We start from the raw sequence: 19,954 nt of genomic DNA, 5'->3' as shown, positions 1-19,954 counted from the left end.
AGGGCATGGTGCCATAGTCGAAAAGACCGCGATATGGCGGCGGCAGAATAAAAGCTTGGGGTAGTGCATCATGTTTCGTCCTTTGGTCATCATGCTTGGTCTGCTGTTACTCGCCGGTCCGGCCGCCGCGGGCGTGACCCCGTTTCCGACCGGCTTCAAGACGCAGTCGATCGAGACCAACGGCACCAAGCTTTATGTGCGCATCGGCGGACAAGGACCCGCTGTCGTGCTGCTGCACGGCTTCGCCGATACCGGCGACATGTGGGCGCGGGCCGCGGTGAAGCTGATGAAGGATCACACGGTGATCGTGCCGGACCTGCGCGGCATGGGCCTTTCGGCGCATCCGGACAGCGGCTACACCAAGAAGAATCAGGCGGTCGATATCGCCGGCGTGATGGACGCGCTGAAGATCGACAAGGCCGATCTGGTGACACACGACATCGGCAACATGGTCGGCTATGCGCTGGCCGCGCAATATCCCAAGCGCATCACGAAATGGGTTGTCATCGACGCACCGCTGCCGGGCATAGGCGACTGGGACAAGATCAAGCAAAGCCCGCTGCTCTGGCACTTCAACTTCCGCGGCCCCGACATGGAGCGGCTGGTGGCGGGTCGCGAGCGCATCTACCTCGACCGCTTCTACAACGAACTGTCGGCCGACCCGAAGAAGATCGACGAGGCGACGCGTGTCCATTATGCAAAACTCTATGCACGGCCGCATGCCATGCATGACGCCTTCGAACAGTTCAAGGCATTCGACCAGGACGCCATCGACAACCCTGCGATGCTTTCCACCGGCGGCAAACTGGCCATGCCGGTGCTGGCAGTCGGCGCGGAGAAATCGGCAGGCACGACACAGGCCGACACCCTGCGCTTCGTCGCGGCGGACGTGACGGGCGCCATCGTGCCCGCATCCGGCCACTGGATCATGGAGGAAAACCCGGATGCCACGGTCAAGCTTATCACCGATTTCCTCTCCAAATAACGGCGCGAAGTGGCCGATATTATTCTGGCGACCGCCGACTCGGTGAAATAGGACGCCGCCGGATAAAATCCGTCATCCATCGGCGGCCACCATGTCCAGGATCCACGGACACGCATAATAGTCGGTGATGCGGTCGATGACGCCGCCCTCGGCATGGACCCGCACCACATAGGCCGGCCGCCAGACCTCGTCTTGCCGCCTGTCGACGACCAGCACGGCCTCCCCTTCGACCACAGCTGGTCGCATGCGCCAGGGCTCGCCGCGCTCATATTCGACGAAATAGGGCGAGTTGGAGAGCAGGCCATTGTAGCAGTCCGAAACCCGCAGCCGGGCATCGGCGCTGGTCAGCGCCCGCACCCCGTCCCAGTCCCTGGCATTGAAGAGTTCGACATAGCGGCTGAGCAGCCGCTCCACGTCCGGGTCATGGACGGGCGCCGCGACCGGCTGCGCCGGCAGAGCGGCGAGCTTGGCGCGGCCACGATTGAGCGCCGACTTGACGCCGCCTGATGTCGAGCCGACCAGGCCGGCGATCTCGTCCAGCGAATGGTCGAAGACATCCTTGAGCAGCACGCAGGCGCGCTCCTTCGGCGGCAGGTGCACCACCAGCCGCTCGATGGCGCGGCCGGCGCCCGGGCCGGCGGGCTCGACCGGCAGCACGATCTCATCGCTGGCATAGCCTGCTTCGGCCTTGAGCCGCGTGCGCCGGGTGCGATGAAGTCGATGCACCTGTTATGGGCGATGCGGAACAGCCATGGCCGCAGCGCCTGTGCATCGTCGAGCAGCCCGATCTTGCGATAGGCCTCGAACAGGGCCTCCTGCATGATGTCCTCGCCGTCGAGAGCCGAGCCGGTCATGCGCGCGCAATAGCGGTGAAGGCGGACACGCAGATGCGAGACCGTCTCCAGGAACGCCCTGTAGCGCAGGTCGAACAGGCCTTCGGGGTCGAGGCGCGGCTCAAAACCTTGCCTCGTCTCATGGGAATTGCGGATCTGCTGGTTCATCGCGGCACGTCGCTCGGCGTTGCCACAGCATCGCGCAAGCGCCGTGCATGCACAAGCCGGCACATGGTCAGGCCGCCCTGTTGTCGGCAACCTTGCCGCCGGCATCCGGCAGGCCAAGCTTCGGCCGCACCCAGGCGGCGAAGCGGCCGGTCGCGTCGTCGGCTTCCGGCGCCCGGCCGGCCATCATCTGGAAGGAATGCAGCATGCCGTCGAAGACGTCGAGCCGCGTCTCAACGCCAGCATGCCTGGCGCGCTCGGCAAACATGCGGCTTTCGTCGACCAGCGCCTCGTCGGCGCCGGCCTGCAGGAACACCGGCGGAAAGCCGGACAGGTCGGCATAGAGCGCGCTGACCTCCGAATCGAGCCGGTCACCGTCGCCGATGAAGTTGGTCACCAGCCAGTCGACGGTGGCCCTGGCGAAGGCTGGATCCTTCTCGCGGTTGGTCTCATAACTGGCGCCGGTCAGCGCCATGTCGAACCAGCCGGAGATGATCAGCGTGGCAGCCGGCAGCGGCCGGCCCTGGGCACGCAACCGTTGCAGCACGCCATAGGTCAGCACCGCGCCGCAGGAATCACCGGCAAGCGCGATCCACCTGGTGTCGAAGCCCTGGTCGACGAGCCAGTTCCATGCCGCCATCGCCGCATCGAGCTGGGCCGGGTGCTTCGCCTGGTGCGCCAAAGGATAGTTATAGACCAATGCCCGGCAGCCGACGGCCTTGGCCAGATGGCCGACCATCTTGCGGTGCGTGTAGAATGAGCCGCCGAGGAAGCCGCCGCCATGCGCGTAGAGCAGCACCCGCTGCTCGTCCGCGCCCTTCGGCACGACCCATAGCGCCGGCACGCCGCCGGCATCGACTTCGATATAGTCGACGCCGCCGGGTTCGCCGGTCAGCGCCGTCCAACTGGTGTCGTTGAAATCGATCATCGCCTGCGGGCTGTTGAACGTGCCGGCATTGGCGACGATCGCCGCATAGTGGTTCCTGTTTGCCTCGCTCTCAATGCTCGCCATGATGGTCTCCCAGGGGTTGCGGATCGCGGCTGCGCGACCTTCCAAAGCCAAGGACGGACGGGCGGACAAAAAGGATACGTGACGGCAGATGTTTTTCTCTCGCCTCAACCCGGCGCGTAGCGGTTAACCACCATGCCGCAGGCATAGGCCTTCGAGCCGACCAGCCGGAGGTTCTGAAAACCGCCCTGGTCGAAGATGCGGCGTCCGGCGCCCAGCACAGCCGGGTTGATGAAGAGCTGGAATTCGTCGACCAGTCCGGCCGCGATCAGCGACGAGGCGAAGCCGGCGCCGCCGAAGACTGCCATGTCGCCGCCCTCGCCAACCTTCAGCGCCGTGACCTCGCGCGGCAGGTCGCCGCTCACCACCCTCGTGCGCTCCCACCGCGAGGCTTTCAGCCTGTCGCTCGGTACCACTTTCTTCGCGTCGACGATGCGCTGGGCGAAGGCATAGAACGGATCGGCCGGATACTTCTTCGCCGCATGGCCCCAATGGCTGAGATAGCCCTCCTCGGCCATCTTGCGGCTGAGCAGGATAGTGTCGATACCGGCAAAGAACGCGTTGAAGTCGCGTTTCAGGTCCTCGTCCCAGCCTATGTCGTCGCCCCATTCCCAGAGCTGCCAGGTATGGTCCTCATTGGCGCCGACAAAGCCGTCGACCGACATCTGCATCTGAAGGATGAGCATTTTCACCGTCGTCTCCTTGCTGGCCGGCTTAAAAGGAAATTGATTTACTTTTGGAACCATTGACGCAAGCAAAAAATGATGTCAATAGTAAAGTGATTTAAAAATGGAACCATAGACATGTCGACGCACGAAAGATCCGGCTGCCCGATCAGCCTGTCGCTGGAACTGCTCGGCGACCGCTGGACGCTGCTCATCATCCGCGACCTGGTCTTCGCCGGAAAAAAGCATTTTCGCGAATTCCTTCAGTCCGATGAAGGAATCTCCTCGCGCACGCTGGCCGAGCGGCTGCAGACTTTGCAGGAGGAAGGCATCCTCACCCGCAGCGACGACCCGAGCCATGGGCTGAAGGCGATCTACCGGCTGACCGAGGCCGGCATCGACCTTTTGCCGGTGCTGGCCACGCTCGGCGCCTGGGGCAGCAAGCACCGCAAGGCCGACGATCATCTCGCCGGCGTTGCCGACGAACTGGCGGCCGGCGGCGCACCGGCGTTGGAACGGATGAAGGCGGCGCTAAGGGCGGAGCATATTGGGTAGGTAGTAGGGCGGCGTACCCTTCTCCCCTTGTGGGAAAAAGTGGAGTTTTCCACAGCCCCGCTTGACAATTGTCCCCTTTTGTCCCCTTTTGTTCCCTATTCGTTCTTGTCCCATCAGCAACCTCGGATATGCGGCCGGTTGGAAACGACAGCGACCATCCTGCATGCCGATCTCGACGCGTTCTATGCCTCGGTCGAGCAATTGCTCGACCCATCGCTGCGCGGCAAGCCGATCGCGGTCGGCGGCGGCGTGGTGCTCGCCGCCTCCTATGAAGCGCGCGCCTTTGGCGTGCGCGGCGGCATGCCGGGGCGCAAGGCGCGCGAGCTTTGCCCGCAGCTGATCTTCGTCGGCGGCAATTTCAGCCACTACCAGCGGCTGGGCGACGCCGCGATCAAGGTGCTCGATGATTTCACGCCGGTGGTCGAGCGCATTTCCATCGACGAGGCCTTCGCCGATGTCGCCGGCTGCACGCATCTGTTCGGCCAACCGCAAGAGATCGCCACGGCGATCCGCCGCCGCGTGCGGGCCGAACTCGGCCTGCCGATCTCGATCGGTGTGGCCCGCACCAAGCATCTGGCCAAGATCGCCTCGCAGGTCGCCAAGCCCGACGGGCTGGTGGTCGTCGATCCCGGCACCGAGCTGGCCTTCCTGCACGATTTGCCGGTCGGCCTGATGTGGGGCGTCGGCCCGGCGACCAAGGCAAGGCTGGCCGAGATCGGCGTCGAGACCATCGGCCAACTGGCGAGGACGCACAGCGGCGCGCTGACCCGGCTGCTCGGCCCCGCTGCCGGCGAAAAGCTCGCCGCCCTGTCATGGAACCGCGACACGAGGAAACTGGAGACCAAGCGCCGCGCACACTCGGCCGGTGCGCAATCGGCACTTGGCCGCAAGCCCGCCGTGGCTGATGTCATCGTGCCGACACTGTTGCATCTGGCCGACCGTGTCGCAAGCCGGCTGCGCGCCAAGGCGCGGCCCGGCCGCACGGTGACGGTGCGCGTGCGCTTTGCCGACCTCAGCGCCGTCGCCCGCTCGATCACGCTGGACCAGCCGATCTCGGCGACCACCATGCTGGCCGAAATCGCGCAGGACCTGGTACGTGGCGTACTCGCCGACCATCGCCACGAAAAGACGATCTCGCTGCTGGCCATCTCGGTATCGCATCTGGAGGAGAGCGCCGAGCTGCAACTCGACCTGCCGCTCGGCCTGACCGACGATAAGCGCCGGCCGGGCAGCAAAAAAGGCCTCGCCCGCTTCGGCGCCGATCGCGCCATCGACAAGATCCGCGAGCGCTTCGGCAAACAGGCCGTCGGCTACGGCACGGTGGCGCTGGAAGCGGCGCGCTCCGTGCCCGACGAATTCAGGGAACTGGCGGAAAAGGAGCTGTGAGCGTGGGAAGCGTCAGGCTACTCGCGCTACGGCTTCCTGATCAACGCCCGGAAGTGGCAGGCGCGGCGGTCACGGCGGACAGCATCTCGCGCTTCACCAGCACCGGCTTCAGATATGTCTTCTTCACGGCAAGTCCCCCAGCCCAAGCGGCTGGCGGCAGTAACATCCGGCCAGCACAGCTTGTCAAGAAAATGCGGATTCCGGCCTGGTGAGCGGCTTCTCGTCTTGAGGCTCGCCTGGTTATCATCGCGGCAATCGAGGTCGCTGACGGGTGAGCCCGGCCGTCGCCGTGAAATGCTTGCCAAATCGCGCCATGCCGCCCATACAGCGGCGTGGGTGGATCGCCCGGCACGGGAGGTCCGCGCCTCTCATTTTATCGGGGGTACTGCTCAATGCCTGCGACGCCGTGCCCTTGGTCGAAGCCGTGACGGCCTCCGCAATCTCGCTTGCCAGCCTCGGCTGGTCGGATTTCTTCGGCGATCAGCTTGAGCCCGATGACGCAGGCCTGATCCCGACGCGCATTGCCATGGTGCATCGCGATCGCCTGAGTGGCCTGTCCCAGACGGGGCAAACCGACCTGACATTGCCGCCACAAGCCAACACAGGTGATTATGCCGTCGGCGATTGGGTGCTGGTCGAGCCACATGATCAGCTTGTGAAGCGGCGCCTGACCCGCAAGACGGTTCTGGAGCGCCGCACCCAGGGTGGCCGGGTGCCGCAACTGGCCGCGGCCAATGTCGACACGCTGTTCATCGTCACCTCCTGCAATGCCGACTTCAACATCGCCCGGCTCGAGCGCTATCTGGCGCTGGCCAACGAGGCCGGAACGACACCGGTCATCCTGCTGACCAAGGCCGACACGGCTGAAGACGCCGAGGCGTATCAACGCCAAGCCGCCGCGCTGCAGCGCGGATTGGCCGTGGTGACGCTGAACCCGCGCACGTCGGATGCCGCGACGGCGCTGGCCGCCTGGTGCGGCGCGGGCCAGACGGTGGCGCTGATCGGTTCCTCCGGTGTCGGCAAATCGACACTGGTCAACACGCTGGCCGGATCGGCGCAGCAATCGCCGCAACAGACCGGCGCCATTCGCGAACACGACGCCAAGGGCCGCCACACCACCACGGCGCGCTCGCTGCATGCCATTGCCGGCGGCGGCTGGGTGATCGACACGCCGGGCATGCGCACTTTGCAGGTCAGCGACGTCGGCTATGGCATCGACACGCTTTTTGCCGAGATCACCGAGCTTGCACCGCTGTGCAAATTCCGCGACTGCACCCATGTGCACGAACCGGGCTGCGCGGTGCAGGCCGCCATCAAGGCCGGCACGCTCGATCCCGAGCGCCTGGCCCGCTGGCGGAAACTCTCGGACGAAAACCAGCACAACACGCCGGTGCAGAGCGGCCCTCGCGGCGCCAAGTCCCCCGCCACCCGCGGCAAGCGGCGCTGAACGGCCGCCCTACTGCCCTACTGCCCTACTGCCCTACTGCCCTACTGCCCTACTGCCCTACTGCCCTACTGCCCTACTGCCTCTCAAAGCCGCGCCGTGCCAAAAACCCGGTCCCACAACAGCGACGTCACGCCGAAATTGGCGTTGTCGTCGATATGGTGGTGCACCGCGTGGCGGCGCTTGAGCGTGTAGAGATAGCTGGGGTGGGCGGGATGCCAGTGATGGATCATGTGGTGGACGCTGACATACCAGAGATAGCCCAGCATCAGGCCGCAGCCGACCGCGCTGGCGGTCGCGAAACCGGAAACCGGCCAGACGGGCAATGCGATCAGCGCATGCACGCCGAGACTGAGCCAGGTCGGCGTGCCCACCGGACTGCGTTCCTCGACATGGTGACGGTCGTGCAGATCCCTGATGTAGGGGACGTGATGCAGGACGAAGCGGTGCAGGACGTATTCGATCAACGTCCACAGAACGAGACAGATCAGCACCGTGCCGATCCACTCCGGCGCGCCCTCTTCCCCGGCCTCGACCAGCCCGGCCACCCCCAAGAGGGCGATCGCCAGCGGATAGACCACGAAGTCGCTGTAGTAGCCGATCAGACTGAGTTGCATTCCGGACGTCCCACCTGGCTTTCGACGCCGCCCCAGAAAAGATGTATCAGATTGCCTAACTCGCGGCTGAGGTGCAATGCGGATGAATCTGACATAGCGTCGCAATTTCCCGGTGCAAGTTCGGCACGCATGATCCCTGAAGAATCGGCCGATCTCGCACCAGCGCCGCAAACGGACATGCAATCATGGCGAAACGCAGTGCGGGCCTGCTGATTTATCGTCGAAGCGATGGGAATATCCGGGTGCTTCTGGTTCATCCCGGCGGCCCGTTCTGGGCGAAGAAGGACGATGGCGCCTGGTCGATCCCGAAAGGCCTCGTCGAGGAGAATGAGGACGAACTGGCAGCCGCGCGACGTGAGACCGCGGAAGAACTCGGCATCACCGTCGAAGGCCCATTCGCACGCCTTGGCGACTACAAGCAACCGGGCGGCAAGATCGTCATCGCCTGGTCGGTCGAGGCACGGGCCGAGATCGGTGTCGCCGCCATCAAGAGCAACAGTTTTACGATGGAATGGCCACCGCGGTCCGGGTCGATGAAAGCGTTTCCGGAGGTCGACAGGGCCGGCTGGTTCAGCCTGCCCGAGGCCGAGGTCAAGATGCTTGCCGGGCAAAGGCCGATGCTGGCTGACTTGGCAGGCCAGATGGGGGCTGGATAGCTGCCAGCCATGTCCCAGCTCCGTCACGCCGTCTCGCGCAGGATCACTGTCGGTACCATCAAGACCATCCGGCGCGGCTGCGTGGGATCGTCGAGAAAATCGATCGGTGCGCCGATCGCCAGAGTGCCGGCCTCGGAAATGCGCCGCTCGATCGTTCCCGGCAAACGTTCACCTACGTCAATTCAATGCAGTTTCGGGCGATGGACAGGTCCTGCCCTCGGTCGCCGCCGCCGTGATCGGCAGCACCTCCATCTTCGGTAGCCGCGGCAGCTACACCGGCACCATCATCGGCGCGCTCATCGTGACCGTGCTGACGACGCGGCTGACGATCCTGCAGATGCCGGAAGGAGCAAGGCGCATCCTGTTCGGGCTGATCGTGCTGTTCGTGACGGCCGCTTGTTTGTGGATTGTGGAGGAGCGGTAGGGGGCGGAGCCATGTGGCAGAGCTTTTGATCCAAAGTCGACTTTCGCCGACCGAACTCTGGATGGCTGCTTTGCGCCTAATCTCGGTCGTAGAGTTCAATTTTGCAGTTGCACGCAACTGGTGAATATGATCCGCGGCCTGTTGGCCGAGTTCGGCATCGATATTCCCGAAGGTTTGGAGCGGGCGCCTAAGCTGGCGCGCCAGATAGCCGCGAAGAAATCCGCATTGGATGTACCGGCAATGGCACTGCAGGTTCTGTGTCTCCTGTGCGAGCAGGTGCTCGACACCCATGCCCGGCTCCAGACCATCGACCGGTCGATCCTTGCCCAGCAAAGAACGAATGATGTGGCACGGCGTCTATCGACGATACCTGGCATTGGCCCGATCGGTGCCACTGCGTTGGCGGCGTCGGTTGCTGATCCGGGTCGGTTCCGCTCGGGTCGAGAGTTTGCCGCCTAGCTCGGGCTGACACCTTCGCAAAACTCGAGCGGCGGAAAGGACCGTCTCGGGCACATCACCAAGATGGGCGACCGGTACCTGAGAAAGCTCCTTGTGATCGGCGCGACCTCTCTGATCCGACGGGCAAGGCATAAGCCCGAGGCTGCGGACCCGCGCCTCCTCGCGTTGCTCGCCAGGAAGCCAGCGCGCGTGGCGAGCGTAGCTATGGCAAACAAGATGGCCCGCGTGGTGTGGGCTATCATGACGCGCGGCGAAACCTATCAAGCGCGTCATGCTCCGAACCTTGCAGCGTAAGTTGCGCAGCAGACGAGACACTGAAGCAGAAATCAGATCGAGCTGATCAATCGGCTCCATGAGGTTGTAAGAGCGACGCGATGTGATGGCGAGACCGGTCAGGCCGGGAACATGGACAACCCATGCGATGTCTGAGGCATCATAGCCTGCAAAGCAGATTGGGACCTTGTTCGCGGACCCCATCAGGGCCAGCAGCTTCGAACGGCTGCATGAACAGGCCGGACAGGAGACTGCACCCGACCAATGCGCCAGAACAACGAATTACCTCTTGCAATACGGGAGCCATCCACAGAAGACATCTCCAGCGACCACACTGGAAGTCACGGTTACGCCAGAAGCAGTCGTCGCGCTTCGACGGCGTCGACTGGGGTTTACGCCTCATACCGCCGCACTCACGCAGGAGCCGCGTCAACGGTTGAGCCTGCTTTGAATTGCTCTCGGCCCCGTGATAGGCAGACTCCATGGAAGGCAACGGATCAGGTCTCTGGAAACTTCGACGGCTATGCCGTTCGCTTCGGTGGACAGCTCAGCTGCGGGCAGTGCTGGTCACAATACTCCTCGCTTCGAGTCTGCAGCCAGCCCGATCGCAGAGCTGCTCTATTACGGCCGCCAATGGATCGTACGGAGCGGTGGACATCCTGAGCGGAGCCGTTGATGACACGACGGCGACCTTCTCGATCAACTGCACCGGCACGGCCAACCAGACCGTGCGCCTTTGCGTGGAACTTTCACCCGGCCAGACCAACGCGGCCGGCAACCGCCGGCTGGCGTCCGGCTCCGAGCGACTGGTCCACGAACTCTACAGCGACCCGTCGCGAACGACGATCTGGGGGTCCTGGGGTCTGGCCACGACCAGTTACGGGCTCTATCCCATCGGGACGACCTACGATCTCGCTTTGGGTTCCTCGGGCAGCGCCGGCACCACGCTGACAGTCTACGGCAGGGTCTTCGCCAATCAGACCACCGCGGGACCTGGATCGTATGTCTGGACCATGACCACCGCGCCGGCCGCCGGCTATGACTACAAGACCGCCGCGGTTTGCCCGACAGGCGCCAGGCAGGCGATATCCAGCGGCTCCACCTGGACCGCGACAATCAACGCGAACTGCAACGTCTCGGCCACCAACGTGAACTTTGGCTCCGTCGGGGTACTGGCGTCCAATGTCGATTCGACGGGTTCGGTCACCGTTCGCTGCACCGACTCGACGCCCTACAATATCGGGCTCAGCGCGGGCAGCGGTTCCGGCGCCACGGTCGCCAGCAGGAAGATGACGAGCGGCGTCAAGACCGTCACCTATTCGCTTTACAGCAACAGCGGCAGGACCACTGTCTGGGGAAATACGATCGGCACCGACACCTCTAGCGGCACCGGAACCGGGCTGGACCAAGCGTACACCGTATACGCCCGCGCCCCGGCTCAGACCACGCCCGCGCCTGGAGCGTACACCGACACGATCGTCGTGACAGTGACTTACTGACAGGCCCCCCACGGCCGGTCGGGCGTCAGCGGCAGACGACCGGGATGACCACTTGCTGGTTTGCTTTCGGTGTGTAGCTGAACGATGCCTGGCACGAACCCTTGGCGGTCTCGGCAACGACGGTGTTCTTTTGCGCCAGTCCTTTTACATAGGCACGCCCGTCATAGCCGATGACGAAGTCCTGCTTGCCGTTGATCGCAGCGTGCGACCCGACCTCGAGCTTCTGTCCGTCTGGACCCGACAGGACCAGGACCGCGGCACCGACGTTGGTGCGAACCCGAAAATCGACTCGCACGCCGGCTCGATCGGCTGGTGCGATGACGTCCTGCGTGCTCGCGACATCGGCATCGACGGGCAGATTGGTCGTTTCGATGGCAACCTTGTTCCGCTGATAGGCGCGCAGGCCTGGCACCAGCAACCGACCCTTTGCATCGGTGACACCTATGGGGCGGTTTTCATAGAGCACGCCGACACCGGGCAAACCGGTTTCAACAATGGCGAAACTATCGTCGATCCTGTCCGTCAGGAAGATGCCGGATCCCATCGTTGCGATTGCCCCGTCGAACTGGGCTGTCGCCGTGGTGCCCGAGCTTGAACGCCCGACGGTGGCATCGGCACGTCCATGGGAAGAGCGATAAGAGATCGCCGCGGAACCCTCCGAAGATCGGCCCTGGCTGAGGCTGGTCCGCCAGCCGACACTGCCCGGTTCCTCGCCGAGCGGCTTGCTCACGTCGGCGATCGCCTCGACCCCGTGCCTGTCGGCTGAAACAGCGCTCGATGCCATTGCATCGCCGCCGATGGGGATGGACAGTCCGGCGAAGAGGCCGGCGTTGCGTCGCCCGCCAAGTTCGGCGAAGGCGGTAGCGTTGAGATAGCCGAAAGGCAACGTTCGCGAATAGGAGGCGGTGAGTATCCTGGAGCTCTCGCCGCTGGCCGGTGTCAGGTCGATGTAGCTTGCGCTGATGCTGCCGCTGTCGAAAGACAACGGCGTTCCGACGGAAATGCTGTTCACCATCCTCGGCGGCCTGGATCGGGACCGGGCATCCGCGCCTCCGGGATCGAATGACAACAGATTGAAGAAGGCTTGGCCAGGCGTTCCGCTGTCCTGAAGCCGGTCGGTCTCCGAGGCGAGATCGTCATAGGAACCGAAGGTCATTTGCGAACTGGCATTTACGCTGAGGGTGCCGACCCTGATCTCGTAGGAGGCATAGGACTGCAGCCCACTGCCGGCTCCGCTATGACTGCCGGCCAGAGCAAACGAGGCGACGCCAAGCGAGCCGGTACGCATCACCATGCCCAATCCGCCATTGACCAGATCCTTGCCGGCCTCCGTGTGGCCTTCCAGCGTCAGCCAGTCATAGATGCCTTTGCGCAAGCTTGCCGACACGACTGGCTGGTTGACGGCATAGGCATCCGACGTCGTCGCGTATCCTAGCCTCGGCAGGCCGGCCTCGAGCGAGAAGTCGAACAGGCCTGGCCGCAGCAGGCTGGGCGAGGCGTAGAACGGCACACTCGTGCGCGTTTCACGGCCAGCCGCATCACGCAGTACGACAACTGCCTGCCCGCCGCCGGTGGTAACGGGAATGTCGGTGATCTGGAACGGGCCGCTGTCGACGGCGTGTGAATAGGTCTTGAGGTCATTGACATAGACGTCGACCGTCGACGGCACCGCCGCGCTGCCGCTCACCGATGCGAGCGGTTGGGTGATCAGATCGGTACGAAGACCGAAATTGCGGCGCGCCTGAAGCCCGCCGATGCGGATCGGCCTGGTCCAGGCGAAACCGCCGGAAATCGCATCACCAGCCTGATACGTCATCAGCGACGCCGGATCAGAGTAAGTATAGGCGGTGTCGAGCCTTAAGGCATCGGCGCGACCGTCCTCCGCCAGCCGCACTATCGCCGACTGGCTGAACGTGCCCACCGGCGAGAAGACGCGCGCGTCGAGGGTGGAGGAAACGCCACTGAAGGTGAAGCCGCCGGCATCGGGCTCCTGCCGCGACGCCGCGAACAGATTGTAGTTGAGGACACCGCCGAACCCCGCCCGAACGTCGGGCGCGGCCTCATGGCCTGGCGTCGCGTCGTAGGATATCGTCCCGCGCAAGCCATTGCTGATCGTCAGGAAAACGCGCTGCTCCTGCACCTCGTAGCGATAGGCCAGCCCCCGCACCGTGTCGAGCATGATGGGGACTGCCGCTGACCGGACCTGCTTGCCAAGGTCCAGCCCCAATGCCTGCAGCTCGTCGGGCGTTGCGCCAAGGTGCTGGCCGTCTGGAGACACGAAAGCCGCGATCTGGTTGGTGGCGGCGCCATTGATGAAGACGTCGAGCTGAAGCTGCTGGACCGCCCCGGCTGCTTGGTTGGACTGTGTCAGCGTGGCAACAAGTATCGACAATGTCAGGAAACAAGCCGCATTCACGGCGCGGCGACGACCGGCGCCACGGCGTTAATCGTGCCCTCGTTGCCCTGAGCCGAGATCGACACCGATCCCTTGGCGGCGAATTTGCGCCCACCGGTCGGTGCCGCCCATCGCATTGTCGACTGGCCGAGCGCGTATCCGACAAGACCCCCGCCGAATGATATCTTGTGCCCGCCGGCATCGCGCAGCGACAGCGCGGAGATGCGCAGACGCTTGCCGCCCTTGTTGCGGGCCGAAACGATCAACCGGCCGTCCTGCCTTGATACCGTCCAGTCCACGGCCGGAGGTGTCCTGTCCGGCGAACCGAAGAAGACCGGGATCGAGTGGCGAACCAGCAGCTTCACCGTGCCGGTCTTGACCCGACTGGCGTCCGGAAGCTCATCGACGAGCAGGCGATAGGCCTCCTCGGCCGCGACCGGCCGCTTGGCCACCCGCACGATTCGGGCGACATAGTCGGTGCCCGGCAGCAGCGTGACGGCTGGAGGAGAGGCAACCACATCTTCCGTGGGCTGCAGCATTTCCTGACCATTGGACTGTGACCAGCGAAAGACACGTATCTGCACGTTGGTGGGCGTCGGCCCTTCGTTGCGAAGCGTGATAGTCGACGCCGCGCCGGGCGCGAGGACATCGACGAGAGCAGGTTGTACTTGAAGCGAATCCGCGCGGACCTGCACACCGCCGAACAGCAATGCTCCCACCAAAGCTGGAGCCAGCTTTGCCCAATTCATTTGCCACCCCCTGGCATCGACCGTCGATACGGCCGACCTTAATAAGTTACAGTGACCGTCACCGTATCCGTATAGACGGCTGGCGCTGGCGTTGCCTGCGCCGGCACGCGTCCATACACGGTAAAGCTCTGGGCAGAGCCGCTACCGGTCGCCGAAACCGTGTTGGTGCCGATCGTGTTTCCCCAGACGGTCGTTCTGCCGCTATCGCTGTAAAGAGAATAGGTGATCGTGGCGGCGCCGTTTGTCATCTTGCGGGCAGCGACGGTCGCACCCGTCCCCGTACCCGCGTCAAGACCGATGTTGTAGGGGGTCGTGTTCGTGCATTGAACCTGGACCGTGGACGTCTGGTCGACGTTGGCCGCAATGACGCCTGATGAACCGAAGTTCAGGGTCGAAGCGCTGCTGATGGTACACGACGCGGTGATCGTCATCTGCACGACCATGGGCGTGGTTGTTGTCGTAGCGCGAGCCTCGCCGCCGAAAAGTGCCAGGATCGCCAGGCACGCCGCTGTTTTTCGCCACATTCGACGATGGTCCTTTGACAGCTAGAGAGAGGGTTGATCGATGTCAGGCCGTGGACTGAGTCGGAATATGTTCGATCTTGGTTAATGAGTGATTTATTATTTAGCTAAAACTAAAGTATGATTCCGACCAACAGCCATCGCTTCCGGTGTGTAGCCCGATGGGCTTTTGAACGGGGTAAGGCGACCTCAATGCCTCTGCGGCGCAATCTCTATGCCGCAAAAAAGGCAGGCCGGGACCGCATCGAGATGGCTGCTTAGGTGAAAGCAATACGTCTCGGCGGCTTTACCAGAGGCGGCGCGAACGACCGTTACATTGCAAGGCCGAGCCCGCACGCACCTAGTTGACCAGTTGGAGTGTCGTGAACTTTCCAGCGATCGTCTGGAACACGTTCGGCAGTTTGCTGGGATCGTTGACGGCGTAGTAATCGGACGGGTTCGTCGCGCATTTGCTGTAGAGTGTCCGGTTCGCGGCCGTGTCGGATTGCAACGTGATTGTGTAGATCTGGACCTGCTGAGCCTTCAGTTTATCGCAGACGTCAAGCGTCCATCGATCCACGGCGCGCGCGGCGTCCGTCTGGTTGCTCGACCCGAAGCGGCCGGATGCGAGATAGCCATAGGACGTGTAATCCGACTTTTCCGGTTCGTTGCTCGCCCCATAGACGACGTTTTCGCCGTCGGTAAGCAGAACCACGATTTTGCTCGTGTTCGGAGTCTTCCAGGGCGCGCCGCCGGTGTAGGGGGCGTCCGGTGAAAGCACCCGCATGCCCCACGAAAGCCCTTCGGAGACATTGGTGCCAGATCCGTTCCACTCCTGCATCTGGGCGGCGGCGGTCCGCAACTTGTCCAGGTCAGTGGTCAACGGGACCACCGGCGTCGGGCAGGCACGGTTAGGGCCGACTGTCAGAGGCGCATATTTGTCGTTGATCTTTTTCGCCTTGGGGTTCTCGTATTTGGCGATCTTTTTGTCTTTTCCCTTGGTGTCGGTACCGTCCAAGACGTCATCGGAAAGATACGAGTTGTTGTAAACCTTGGCGTCGTTGCCATAGCTCGCGGAAGGACTGGTGGCGTCGCCGGGGTCGTCTGGGGCGAAATAGGGCACGAACAAGGTGTTACCGTCGGCTTGGTCCGGCGCTACATCGGAAGTGGCAGCGCTTCCCGGACGTGCCTCGACACAGCCCTTCCATCCCGTGCCTTTCCAGCCGGTCCCCTGTGCCAGGTCCTTGAACAGGTCCATGTGATTTACACGGTTGCCATCGGGCAGCAGAGGAAAATTCACGCCGTTGTTCGGCGATTTGCCTTCCATGTCTATCCAGGAAGGGTCAAACTCATCGCCATTTACGTTGACAGCGGTGACGAACGGCACAATCGCGGCGGTCACCTTCCGATTGGGTGACTTTGCTCCGTCCAGATCATCCAGAAGTGCTTTGGTGGCGTCCCTGAGAGCCTTGATCTTGGCGCCGGCCATGGAACCAGTGTTGTCCAGCACCATCACGACCTCGAGGTTGTTCGTCGCCTCTACGCCACCGGCATCAACCTCGATGTGCTGGTTATCGCCGAACAGGAAAGCAAAATTGAGGTTCACGTCCGCGGAAGCGACCGCCTTGGTCTTGACGTAGTTGAATCCCTTGTCGACCGACAAGGTCACTTTCGCGTTGGTGAGTTCGGGGTGATTGGCGACGTTGGCCTGAAAATAGCTGTCGAATGCCAGCTTTCGGTTCGCTTCGCTGTCTGACAGGTGCGACGAGGATAGGGTTGCAGAGTCCAACGAATTCTGCAGATTGACCTTTGCTCGCATGACGGTGGATACGTCTGTTGCGAAAGCAACTGCCGCAAGTATTGCAGGCGCCGCCAACGCAAACAACAAGGCAAAATTGCCGGCTTCCGACCGCCAGAACCTATTGATGACCATGACCCGCCCCTCGACTTATAAGGCATATGACCGAGTGTTGGTTTACGGGCGGTTGATTTATTAGCAATCGCGCATGAGGAGGCAAAACTTGGTAAACTAAGTTCTGAGGAGACCAAGCGCGTGTTCGGCCAGGAGGCTTACAGATCACTCCAACGACGGATGGATGGTTCCTCCGCAAGCCAAGACCCCCACCCGATTCGGGATGCTTCGCCATCCAACCCGTGGTTCATGATGTGCGACGATCTGCGATCGATAGCCGTCGAACCTCACCTCATCTGCCCGCGCCCCACCGCCTCACCCACCCGCACCATCCCCCCAATCCCCTCCAGCAATAGCCCCTGCAGAGGGGTGACAAGGTACTGGATGTCGGATGTGGATGGGGTGAAGCGACGCTCGAGATAGCCAAGCGGGTCGGGCCAACTGGCGCGGGCGGGCCGACAATCCCTGGCTTACGCTCTCCAGGGAAGTCGTGCTGCGCTATCTGCCGCCGGTGAAAGAACGCGCGGCAACATGCGGGCCGGGGCCGTTCTCCATGGCCGACACCGAGGTGGTCGCCAAGCAGTTGGAGATCGCCGGTTACACGGACATCAATTTCGAGCGCATCGATGCCGACGTACTGGTCGGCCGCGACATCGACGAAGCCGTGGCCTTCCAGCTGGCGATAGGGCCAGCGGGCGAAGTCGTGCGTGAGGCTGGCGAGGAAGCCAAGCGACGATACCCGGAACTGGTCACCGGCCTGAAGGACGCGTTGGCTGAATTCGTCCGCCCGGAGGGTGTGATGATGAAGTCGAGTTCCTGGCTCGTAACCGCGCGAAATCTCCCCGACGTCGCCTCGCACTGACAGTGCGCCTCGATGCGATCACGAGCGGCTTGCAAGGAGGCACCACGTCGATACTGAAATGCTGAGCCGGTGTGGTGGGGCCTCCAAGGACGCTCTCGCAGCGCAAAAGACACGGCGCTTACTGGGTAGCCTGCCGCCAGACCTCCAAAAGGACATTGGCTGGCCGATCACGCCGCACCGGCGACGGCTCGCAGCAAACAACTATCTGACGACCCGAACCCACCGGGATATTTCACATCACGTGATCTGGTTACCGAGCATCCGTTTTGGTGGAACCTTCCAGAAACAAATGTGGAGCATTCAACATTCGTCGAACGGGTGCCTAAGCAAATCCAAGGCGTCCAATAGTTCTAAAGGAGAACAAAATGTCGATGTTTGAAACGCTCGCCCGCTATGGGGCGGCCTTCAAGAACGCCCGCGAAGCACGAAAGTCGGAACGCGTTCTGAACAGCCTGCCGATGGAAATTCAAAAAGACATTGGCTGGCCGGTATCACATCGCCCGAAAAGGCTCTCGTCAAACACCTGGGGCAGGATTCTCTGAACGCGGCCCCCGCCCGAATTGCCTTCACGTCTTGTCGGCGATTCCATGCCCGGTCCCACGCTGGGTCCAACACGCGCATGATGAGACAGTCCGTTCGCTGAGAGACTCGACCCACCACCCATCAACAGGAGTAACACATATGACCAAACACACAGAAACCGCCAAGAATGGTGTCAACGTAGCCGCCCTGCTTGGCGCCCGTGAGGCCTTGAAAGATGCCCCGGAGGCCGCTCGCTTCAAGTGGAGAGCGACCAGCGAATGGGTAAAAGGGACCCACAACCGGGCCACGGTTCACGGATTTTTCGGCCTAGGAGCGCAACAGCAGCATCGGCAGACCTACCAATTCGAGTCCGATCACCCGGAAATCTTCGCGTCGGAAGACAACGGCGCGACGCCGGTGGAGTTTGTGCTGGTCGGCCTGGCCGGTTGCCTGACCGCGGGCATCGCGGCTGTCGCGCAAAACCGTAACATCCAGCTCCACTCGGTCAAGGCAACGCTCGAGGCCGGCATGAATATCCAGGGTATCCTCGGCATCGATCCGGATGTGCGCAACGGGTTCGACGGCATCAAGGTGCACTACGATATCGACGCTGACGCTAGCGCGGAAGACATAGCCGCTCTCGTCGCGCAGTCGCAAAAACGTTCGGCCGTCTTCGACGTGATCGCCAACCCGACCGATGTCACGGTTACGTCGAGAAAGTGCTAATGAACGAAAGAACATCGCGCGGGATCGCCGGCACCGTTGACGTCGTCGTCATCGGTGCCGGTCACTCAGGCCTGGCGCTGAGCTATCTGCTCGGCCAGCGCTCGCTCAGCCATGTTGTTCTGGAGCGAGGCGAGGTCGCGAACAGCTGGCGTACGGAGCGCTGGGATTCGCTGCGGTTGCTCACGCCCAACTGGATGGCACGGCTCCCCGGCTATCCATACCAGGGCGACGACCGGGACGGCTACATGAGCGCCGGCCAGCTTGCGGATTTCATTTCCCGCTATGCCGCATATATATCGGCACCGGTTCTGACGCGCACCCCTGTCGGTAGAGTTGCGCGGAGCACCCATGGCTTTCGGGTGGAGACCCCATATGGCGACTGGCTGTGTCGCGCGGTTGTGCTCGCCACTGGCGCCTTCAACAAGCCGGTCACACCGAGATTCGCCGAGGCCATGCCGGCCACTGTCGAACAGCTATCGGCCCACACTTACCGCAATCCGCGGCAACTTGGCGCCGGCGGAGTGTTGGTGGTTGGCGCATCGGCGACAGGCCTGCAATTGGCGCAGGAGATCCGGCTGAGCGGCCGGCCTGTAACGCTGGCGGTCGGAGAACACGTTCGGCTACCGCGCGTCTATCGAGGTCGCGATATCCAATGGTGGATGCTCGCGACCGGCGTGCTCGACCAGCGCATCGAAGACGCGGATGACCCCGACCGCGCCCGAAGAGTGCCATCGCCGCAGCTTGTCGGCACATCGGAGCGCGCCACGCTCGATCTCAATGTCTTGCAATCGCAAGGCGTTAGAATCGTCGGGCGACTAATGGGCATTCGCGGCTCCGTGGCCCAGTTTTCCGGATCGCTGCGCAATGTTTGCGCGCTTGCCGACCTGAAGATGAACCGGCTGCTCGCGTCGATCGACGAATGGGCGGAGGCGAATGCACCGTCCGGCATCGGTCCCATCGAGCGCTTTGCCCCCACCGTAATCGGCGAGCCGCCACAACTGGAGATTGAACTTGGCGAAGACATTCGCACGGTGCTATGGGCCACCGGTTTTCGGCCGGACTTTTCATGGCTGGACTTGCCGGTCTTCGATCGCAAGGGCGAGCTCAAGCACGATCGCGGCGTTGCCGACGTTCCCGGGATCTATGTGTTGGGCTTGCCATACCTGCGCCGCCGGAAATCGAGCTTCATCCACGGCGCCGAGGACGACGCTAGGGAACTCGTCACGCATTTGACCGGCTATCTCGACAGAATGGCCAGGCGTGACCCGCCACTGCGCGCCGCGTTGCGGCGGTTGCCAGGCTGAACATACTGGTTTGA

The 19,954-nt window shown here is 62.8% G+C and carries 19 protein-coding genes and 3 pseudogenes; 12 read left to right on the top strand and 10 right to left on the bottom strand.

Features of this window, described 5'->3' with window-relative positions; genetic code table 11:
- Positions 1-70: 70 nt before the first annotated feature.
- Positions 71-985, top strand: coding sequence for an alpha/beta hydrolase (locus HGP13_RS15530; RefSeq protein ID WP_172226881.1), 915 nt, complete (start codon positions 71-73; stop codon positions 983-985).
- Positions 986-1,057: 72 nt separating this feature from the next.
- Here the strand turns inward: HGP13_RS15530 and HGP13_RS15525 are convergent, their stop codons facing one another.
- From HGP13_RS15525 to HGP13_RS15515, 4 genes and pseudogenes are all read right to left on the bottom strand, one after another.
- Positions 1,058-1,711 carry a sigma factor-like helix-turn-helix DNA-binding protein gene (locus HGP13_RS15525; protein ID WP_246707396.1) on the bottom strand — a complete coding sequence of 218 codons (654 nt, stop codon included), beginning with the start codon at positions 1,709-1,711 and terminating at the stop codon, positions 1,058-1,060.
- A gap of 44 nt (positions 1,712-1,755) precedes the next feature.
- Positions 1,756-1,839, bottom strand: a pseudogene (locus HGP13_RS37905) (hypothetical protein); the annotation flags it as partial.
- Between the two features lie 214 nt (positions 1,840-2,053).
- On the bottom strand, positions 2,054-2,995 hold the full coding sequence (locus tag HGP13_RS15520; RefSeq protein ID WP_172226878.1) for an alpha/beta hydrolase: 942 nt from the start codon (positions 2,993-2,995) through the stop codon (positions 2,054-2,056).
- A 104-nt stretch (positions 2,996-3,099) separates the two neighbouring features.
- On the bottom strand, positions 3,100-3,684 hold the full coding sequence (locus tag HGP13_RS15515) for a dihydrofolate reductase family protein (RefSeq protein ID WP_172226875.1): 585 nt from the start codon (positions 3,682-3,684) through the stop codon (positions 3,100-3,102).
- 111 nt (positions 3,685-3,795) lie between these two features.
- Between HGP13_RS15515 and HGP13_RS15510 the strand changes: the two genes are divergently transcribed.
- From HGP13_RS15510 to rsgA, 3 genes are all read left to right on the top strand, one after another.
- The gene (locus HGP13_RS15510) at positions 3,796-4,212 is read left to right on the top strand and encodes a helix-turn-helix domain-containing protein (protein WP_172226872.1); all 417 of its coding nucleotides are present in this window, start codon (positions 3,796-3,798) and stop codon (positions 4,210-4,212) included.
- Between the two features lie 138 nt (positions 4,213-4,350).
- Complete coding sequence (gene dinB / locus HGP13_RS15505) at positions 4,351-5,598, top strand: DNA polymerase IV (protein WP_172226869.1); 1,248 nt, start codon at positions 4,351-4,353, stop codon at positions 5,596-5,598.
- Between the two features lie 406 nt (positions 5,599-6,004).
- Complete coding sequence (gene rsgA / locus HGP13_RS15500) at positions 6,005-7,045, top strand: ribosome small subunit-dependent GTPase A (RefSeq protein WP_172226866.1); 1,041 nt, start codon at positions 6,005-6,007, stop codon at positions 7,043-7,045.
- Between the two features lie 83 nt (positions 7,046-7,128).
- Here rsgA and HGP13_RS15495 read toward each other — a convergent pair whose 3' ends face one another.
- On the bottom strand, positions 7,129-7,659 hold the full coding sequence (locus HGP13_RS15495) for a sterol desaturase family protein (RefSeq protein WP_172226863.1): 531 nt from the start codon (positions 7,657-7,659) through the stop codon (positions 7,129-7,131).
- 185 nt (positions 7,660-7,844) lie between these two features.
- Between HGP13_RS15495 and HGP13_RS15490 the strand changes: the two genes are divergently transcribed.
- Complete coding sequence (locus tag HGP13_RS15490; RefSeq protein ID WP_172226861.1) at positions 7,845-8,315, top strand: NUDIX domain-containing protein; 471 nt, start codon at positions 7,845-7,847, stop codon at positions 8,313-8,315.
- 23 nt (positions 8,316-8,338) lie between these two features.
- Here the strand turns inward: HGP13_RS15490 and HGP13_RS15485 are convergent, their stop codons facing one another.
- Complete coding sequence (locus HGP13_RS15485; RefSeq protein ID WP_172219733.1) at positions 8,339-8,479, bottom strand: hypothetical protein; 141 nt, start codon at positions 8,477-8,479, stop codon at positions 8,339-8,341.
- Positions 8,480-8,523: 44 nt separating this feature from the next.
- Between HGP13_RS15485 and HGP13_RS15480 the strand changes: the two are divergent.
- The 3 genes and pseudogenes from HGP13_RS15480 to HGP13_RS15465 all read left to right on the top strand — a co-directional run.
- Positions 8,524-8,739 (top strand): annotated as a pseudogene (locus HGP13_RS15480) (ABC transporter permease); the annotation flags it as partial.
- A 126-nt stretch (positions 8,740-8,865) separates the two neighbouring features.
- Positions 8,866-9,492 (top strand): annotated as a pseudogene (locus HGP13_RS37900) (IS110 family transposase).
- Positions 9,493-9,953: 461 nt separating this feature from the next.
- Positions 9,954-10,970 (top strand): spore coat protein U domain-containing protein, encoded by a 1,017-nt coding sequence (locus HGP13_RS15465; protein WP_172226857.1) that lies wholly within the window; start codon positions 9,954-9,956, stop codon positions 10,968-10,970.
- 25 nt (positions 10,971-10,995) lie between these two features.
- On the opposite strand, the gene HGP13_RS15460 is transcribed toward HGP13_RS15465, so the two are convergent.
- The 4 genes from HGP13_RS15460 to HGP13_RS15445 form a co-directional block, all read right to left on the bottom strand.
- Complete coding sequence (locus tag HGP13_RS15460; protein ID WP_172226854.1) at positions 10,996-13,362, bottom strand: fimbria/pilus outer membrane usher protein; 2,367 nt, start codon at positions 13,360-13,362, stop codon at positions 10,996-10,998.
- 20 nt (positions 13,363-13,382) lie between these two features.
- A complete protein-coding gene (locus tag HGP13_RS15455) occupies positions 13,383-14,084 on the bottom strand; it encodes a fimbria/pilus periplasmic chaperone (protein WP_246707394.1) in 702 nt (233 codons plus the stop codon).
- A 68-nt stretch (positions 14,085-14,152) separates the two neighbouring features.
- Positions 14,153-14,638 (bottom strand): spore coat U domain-containing protein, encoded by a 486-nt coding sequence (locus HGP13_RS15450; RefSeq protein ID WP_172226850.1) that lies wholly within the window; start codon positions 14,636-14,638, stop codon positions 14,153-14,155.
- A 337-nt stretch (positions 14,639-14,975) separates the two neighbouring features.
- On the bottom strand, positions 14,976-16,547 hold the full coding sequence (locus HGP13_RS15445; RefSeq protein ID WP_172226848.1) for a pilus assembly protein: 1,572 nt from the start codon (positions 16,545-16,547) through the stop codon (positions 14,976-14,978).
- A 469-nt stretch (positions 16,548-17,016) separates the two neighbouring features.
- Between HGP13_RS15445 and HGP13_RS15435 the strand changes: the two genes are divergently transcribed.
- The 4 genes from HGP13_RS15435 to HGP13_RS15420 all read left to right on the top strand — a co-directional run bounded on the left by HGP13_RS15435 (position 17,017) and on the right by HGP13_RS15420 (position 19,940).
- The gene (locus HGP13_RS15435; RefSeq protein ID WP_172226845.1) at positions 17,017-17,388 is read left to right on the top strand and encodes a hypothetical protein; all 372 of its coding nucleotides are present in this window, start codon (positions 17,017-17,019) and stop codon (positions 17,386-17,388) included.
- Positions 17,389-17,753: 365 nt separating this feature from the next.
- The gene (locus HGP13_RS15430; protein WP_172226842.1) at positions 17,754-17,930 is read left to right on the top strand and encodes a hypothetical protein; all 177 of its coding nucleotides are present in this window, start codon (positions 17,754-17,756) and stop codon (positions 17,928-17,930) included.
- Between the two features lie 139 nt (positions 17,931-18,069).
- Positions 18,070-18,636: an OsmC family protein gene (locus HGP13_RS15425; RefSeq protein WP_172226839.1), complete on the top strand. Its 567-nt coding sequence runs from the start codon at positions 18,070-18,072 to the stop codon at positions 18,634-18,636.
- Positions 18,636-19,940: an NAD(P)-binding domain-containing protein gene (locus HGP13_RS15420; RefSeq protein ID WP_172226836.1), complete on the top strand. Its 1,305-nt coding sequence runs from the start codon at positions 18,636-18,638 to the stop codon at positions 19,938-19,940. Before HGP13_RS15425 ends, HGP13_RS15420 begins: the two co-directional genes overlap by 1 nt.
- Positions 19,941-19,954: the final 14 nt, after the last annotated feature.

Origin of the sequence: Mesorhizobium sp. NZP2077, from assembly GCF_013170805.1 — a bacterium.
Classification (GTDB): Bacteria; Pseudomonadota; Alphaproteobacteria; order Rhizobiales; family Rhizobiaceae; genus Mesorhizobium.
Note: the sequence above shows the minus strand (reverse complement) of the source record. Positions and strands in the feature narration are given on the sequence as shown.

Coding starts and splice junctions, on each gene's coding strand:
- HGP13_RS15530 (WP_172226881.1), top strand. CDS start 71: ATGTTTCGTCCTTTGGTCATCATGCTTGGTCTGCTGTTACTCGCCGGT.
- HGP13_RS15520 (WP_172226878.1), bottom strand. CDS start 2,995: ATGGCGAGCATTGAGAGCGAGGCAAACAGGAACCACTATGCGGCGATC.
- HGP13_RS15510 (WP_172226872.1), top strand. CDS start 3,796: ATGTCGACGCACGAAAGATCCGGCTGCCCGATCAGCCTGTCGCTGGAA.
- HGP13_RS15495 (WP_172226863.1), bottom strand. CDS start 7,659: ATGCAACTCAGTCTGATCGGCTACTACAGCGACTTCGTGGTCTATCCG.
- HGP13_RS15490 (WP_172226861.1), top strand. CDS start 7,845: ATGGCGAAACGCAGTGCGGGCCTGCTGATTTATCGTCGAAGCGATGGG.
- HGP13_RS15465 (WP_172226857.1), top strand. CDS start 9,954: ATGGAAGGCAACGGATCAGGTCTCTGGAAACTTCGACGGCTATGCCGT.
- HGP13_RS15450 (WP_172226850.1), bottom strand. CDS start 14,638: ATGTGGCGAAAAACAGCGGCGTGCCTGGCGATCCTGGCACTTTTCGGC.
- HGP13_RS15445 (WP_172226848.1), bottom strand. CDS start 16,547: ATGGTCATCAATAGGTTCTGGCGGTCGGAAGCCGGCAATTTTGCCTTG.
- HGP13_RS15430 (WP_172226842.1), top strand. CDS start 17,754: ATGTCGATGTTTGAAACGCTCGCCCGCTATGGGGCGGCCTTCAAGAAC.
- HGP13_RS15425 (WP_172226839.1), top strand. CDS start 18,070: ATGACCAAACACACAGAAACCGCCAAGAATGGTGTCAACGTAGCCGCC.
- HGP13_RS15420 (WP_172226836.1), top strand. CDS start 18,636: ATGAACGAAAGAACATCGCGCGGGATCGCCGGCACCGTTGACGTCGTC.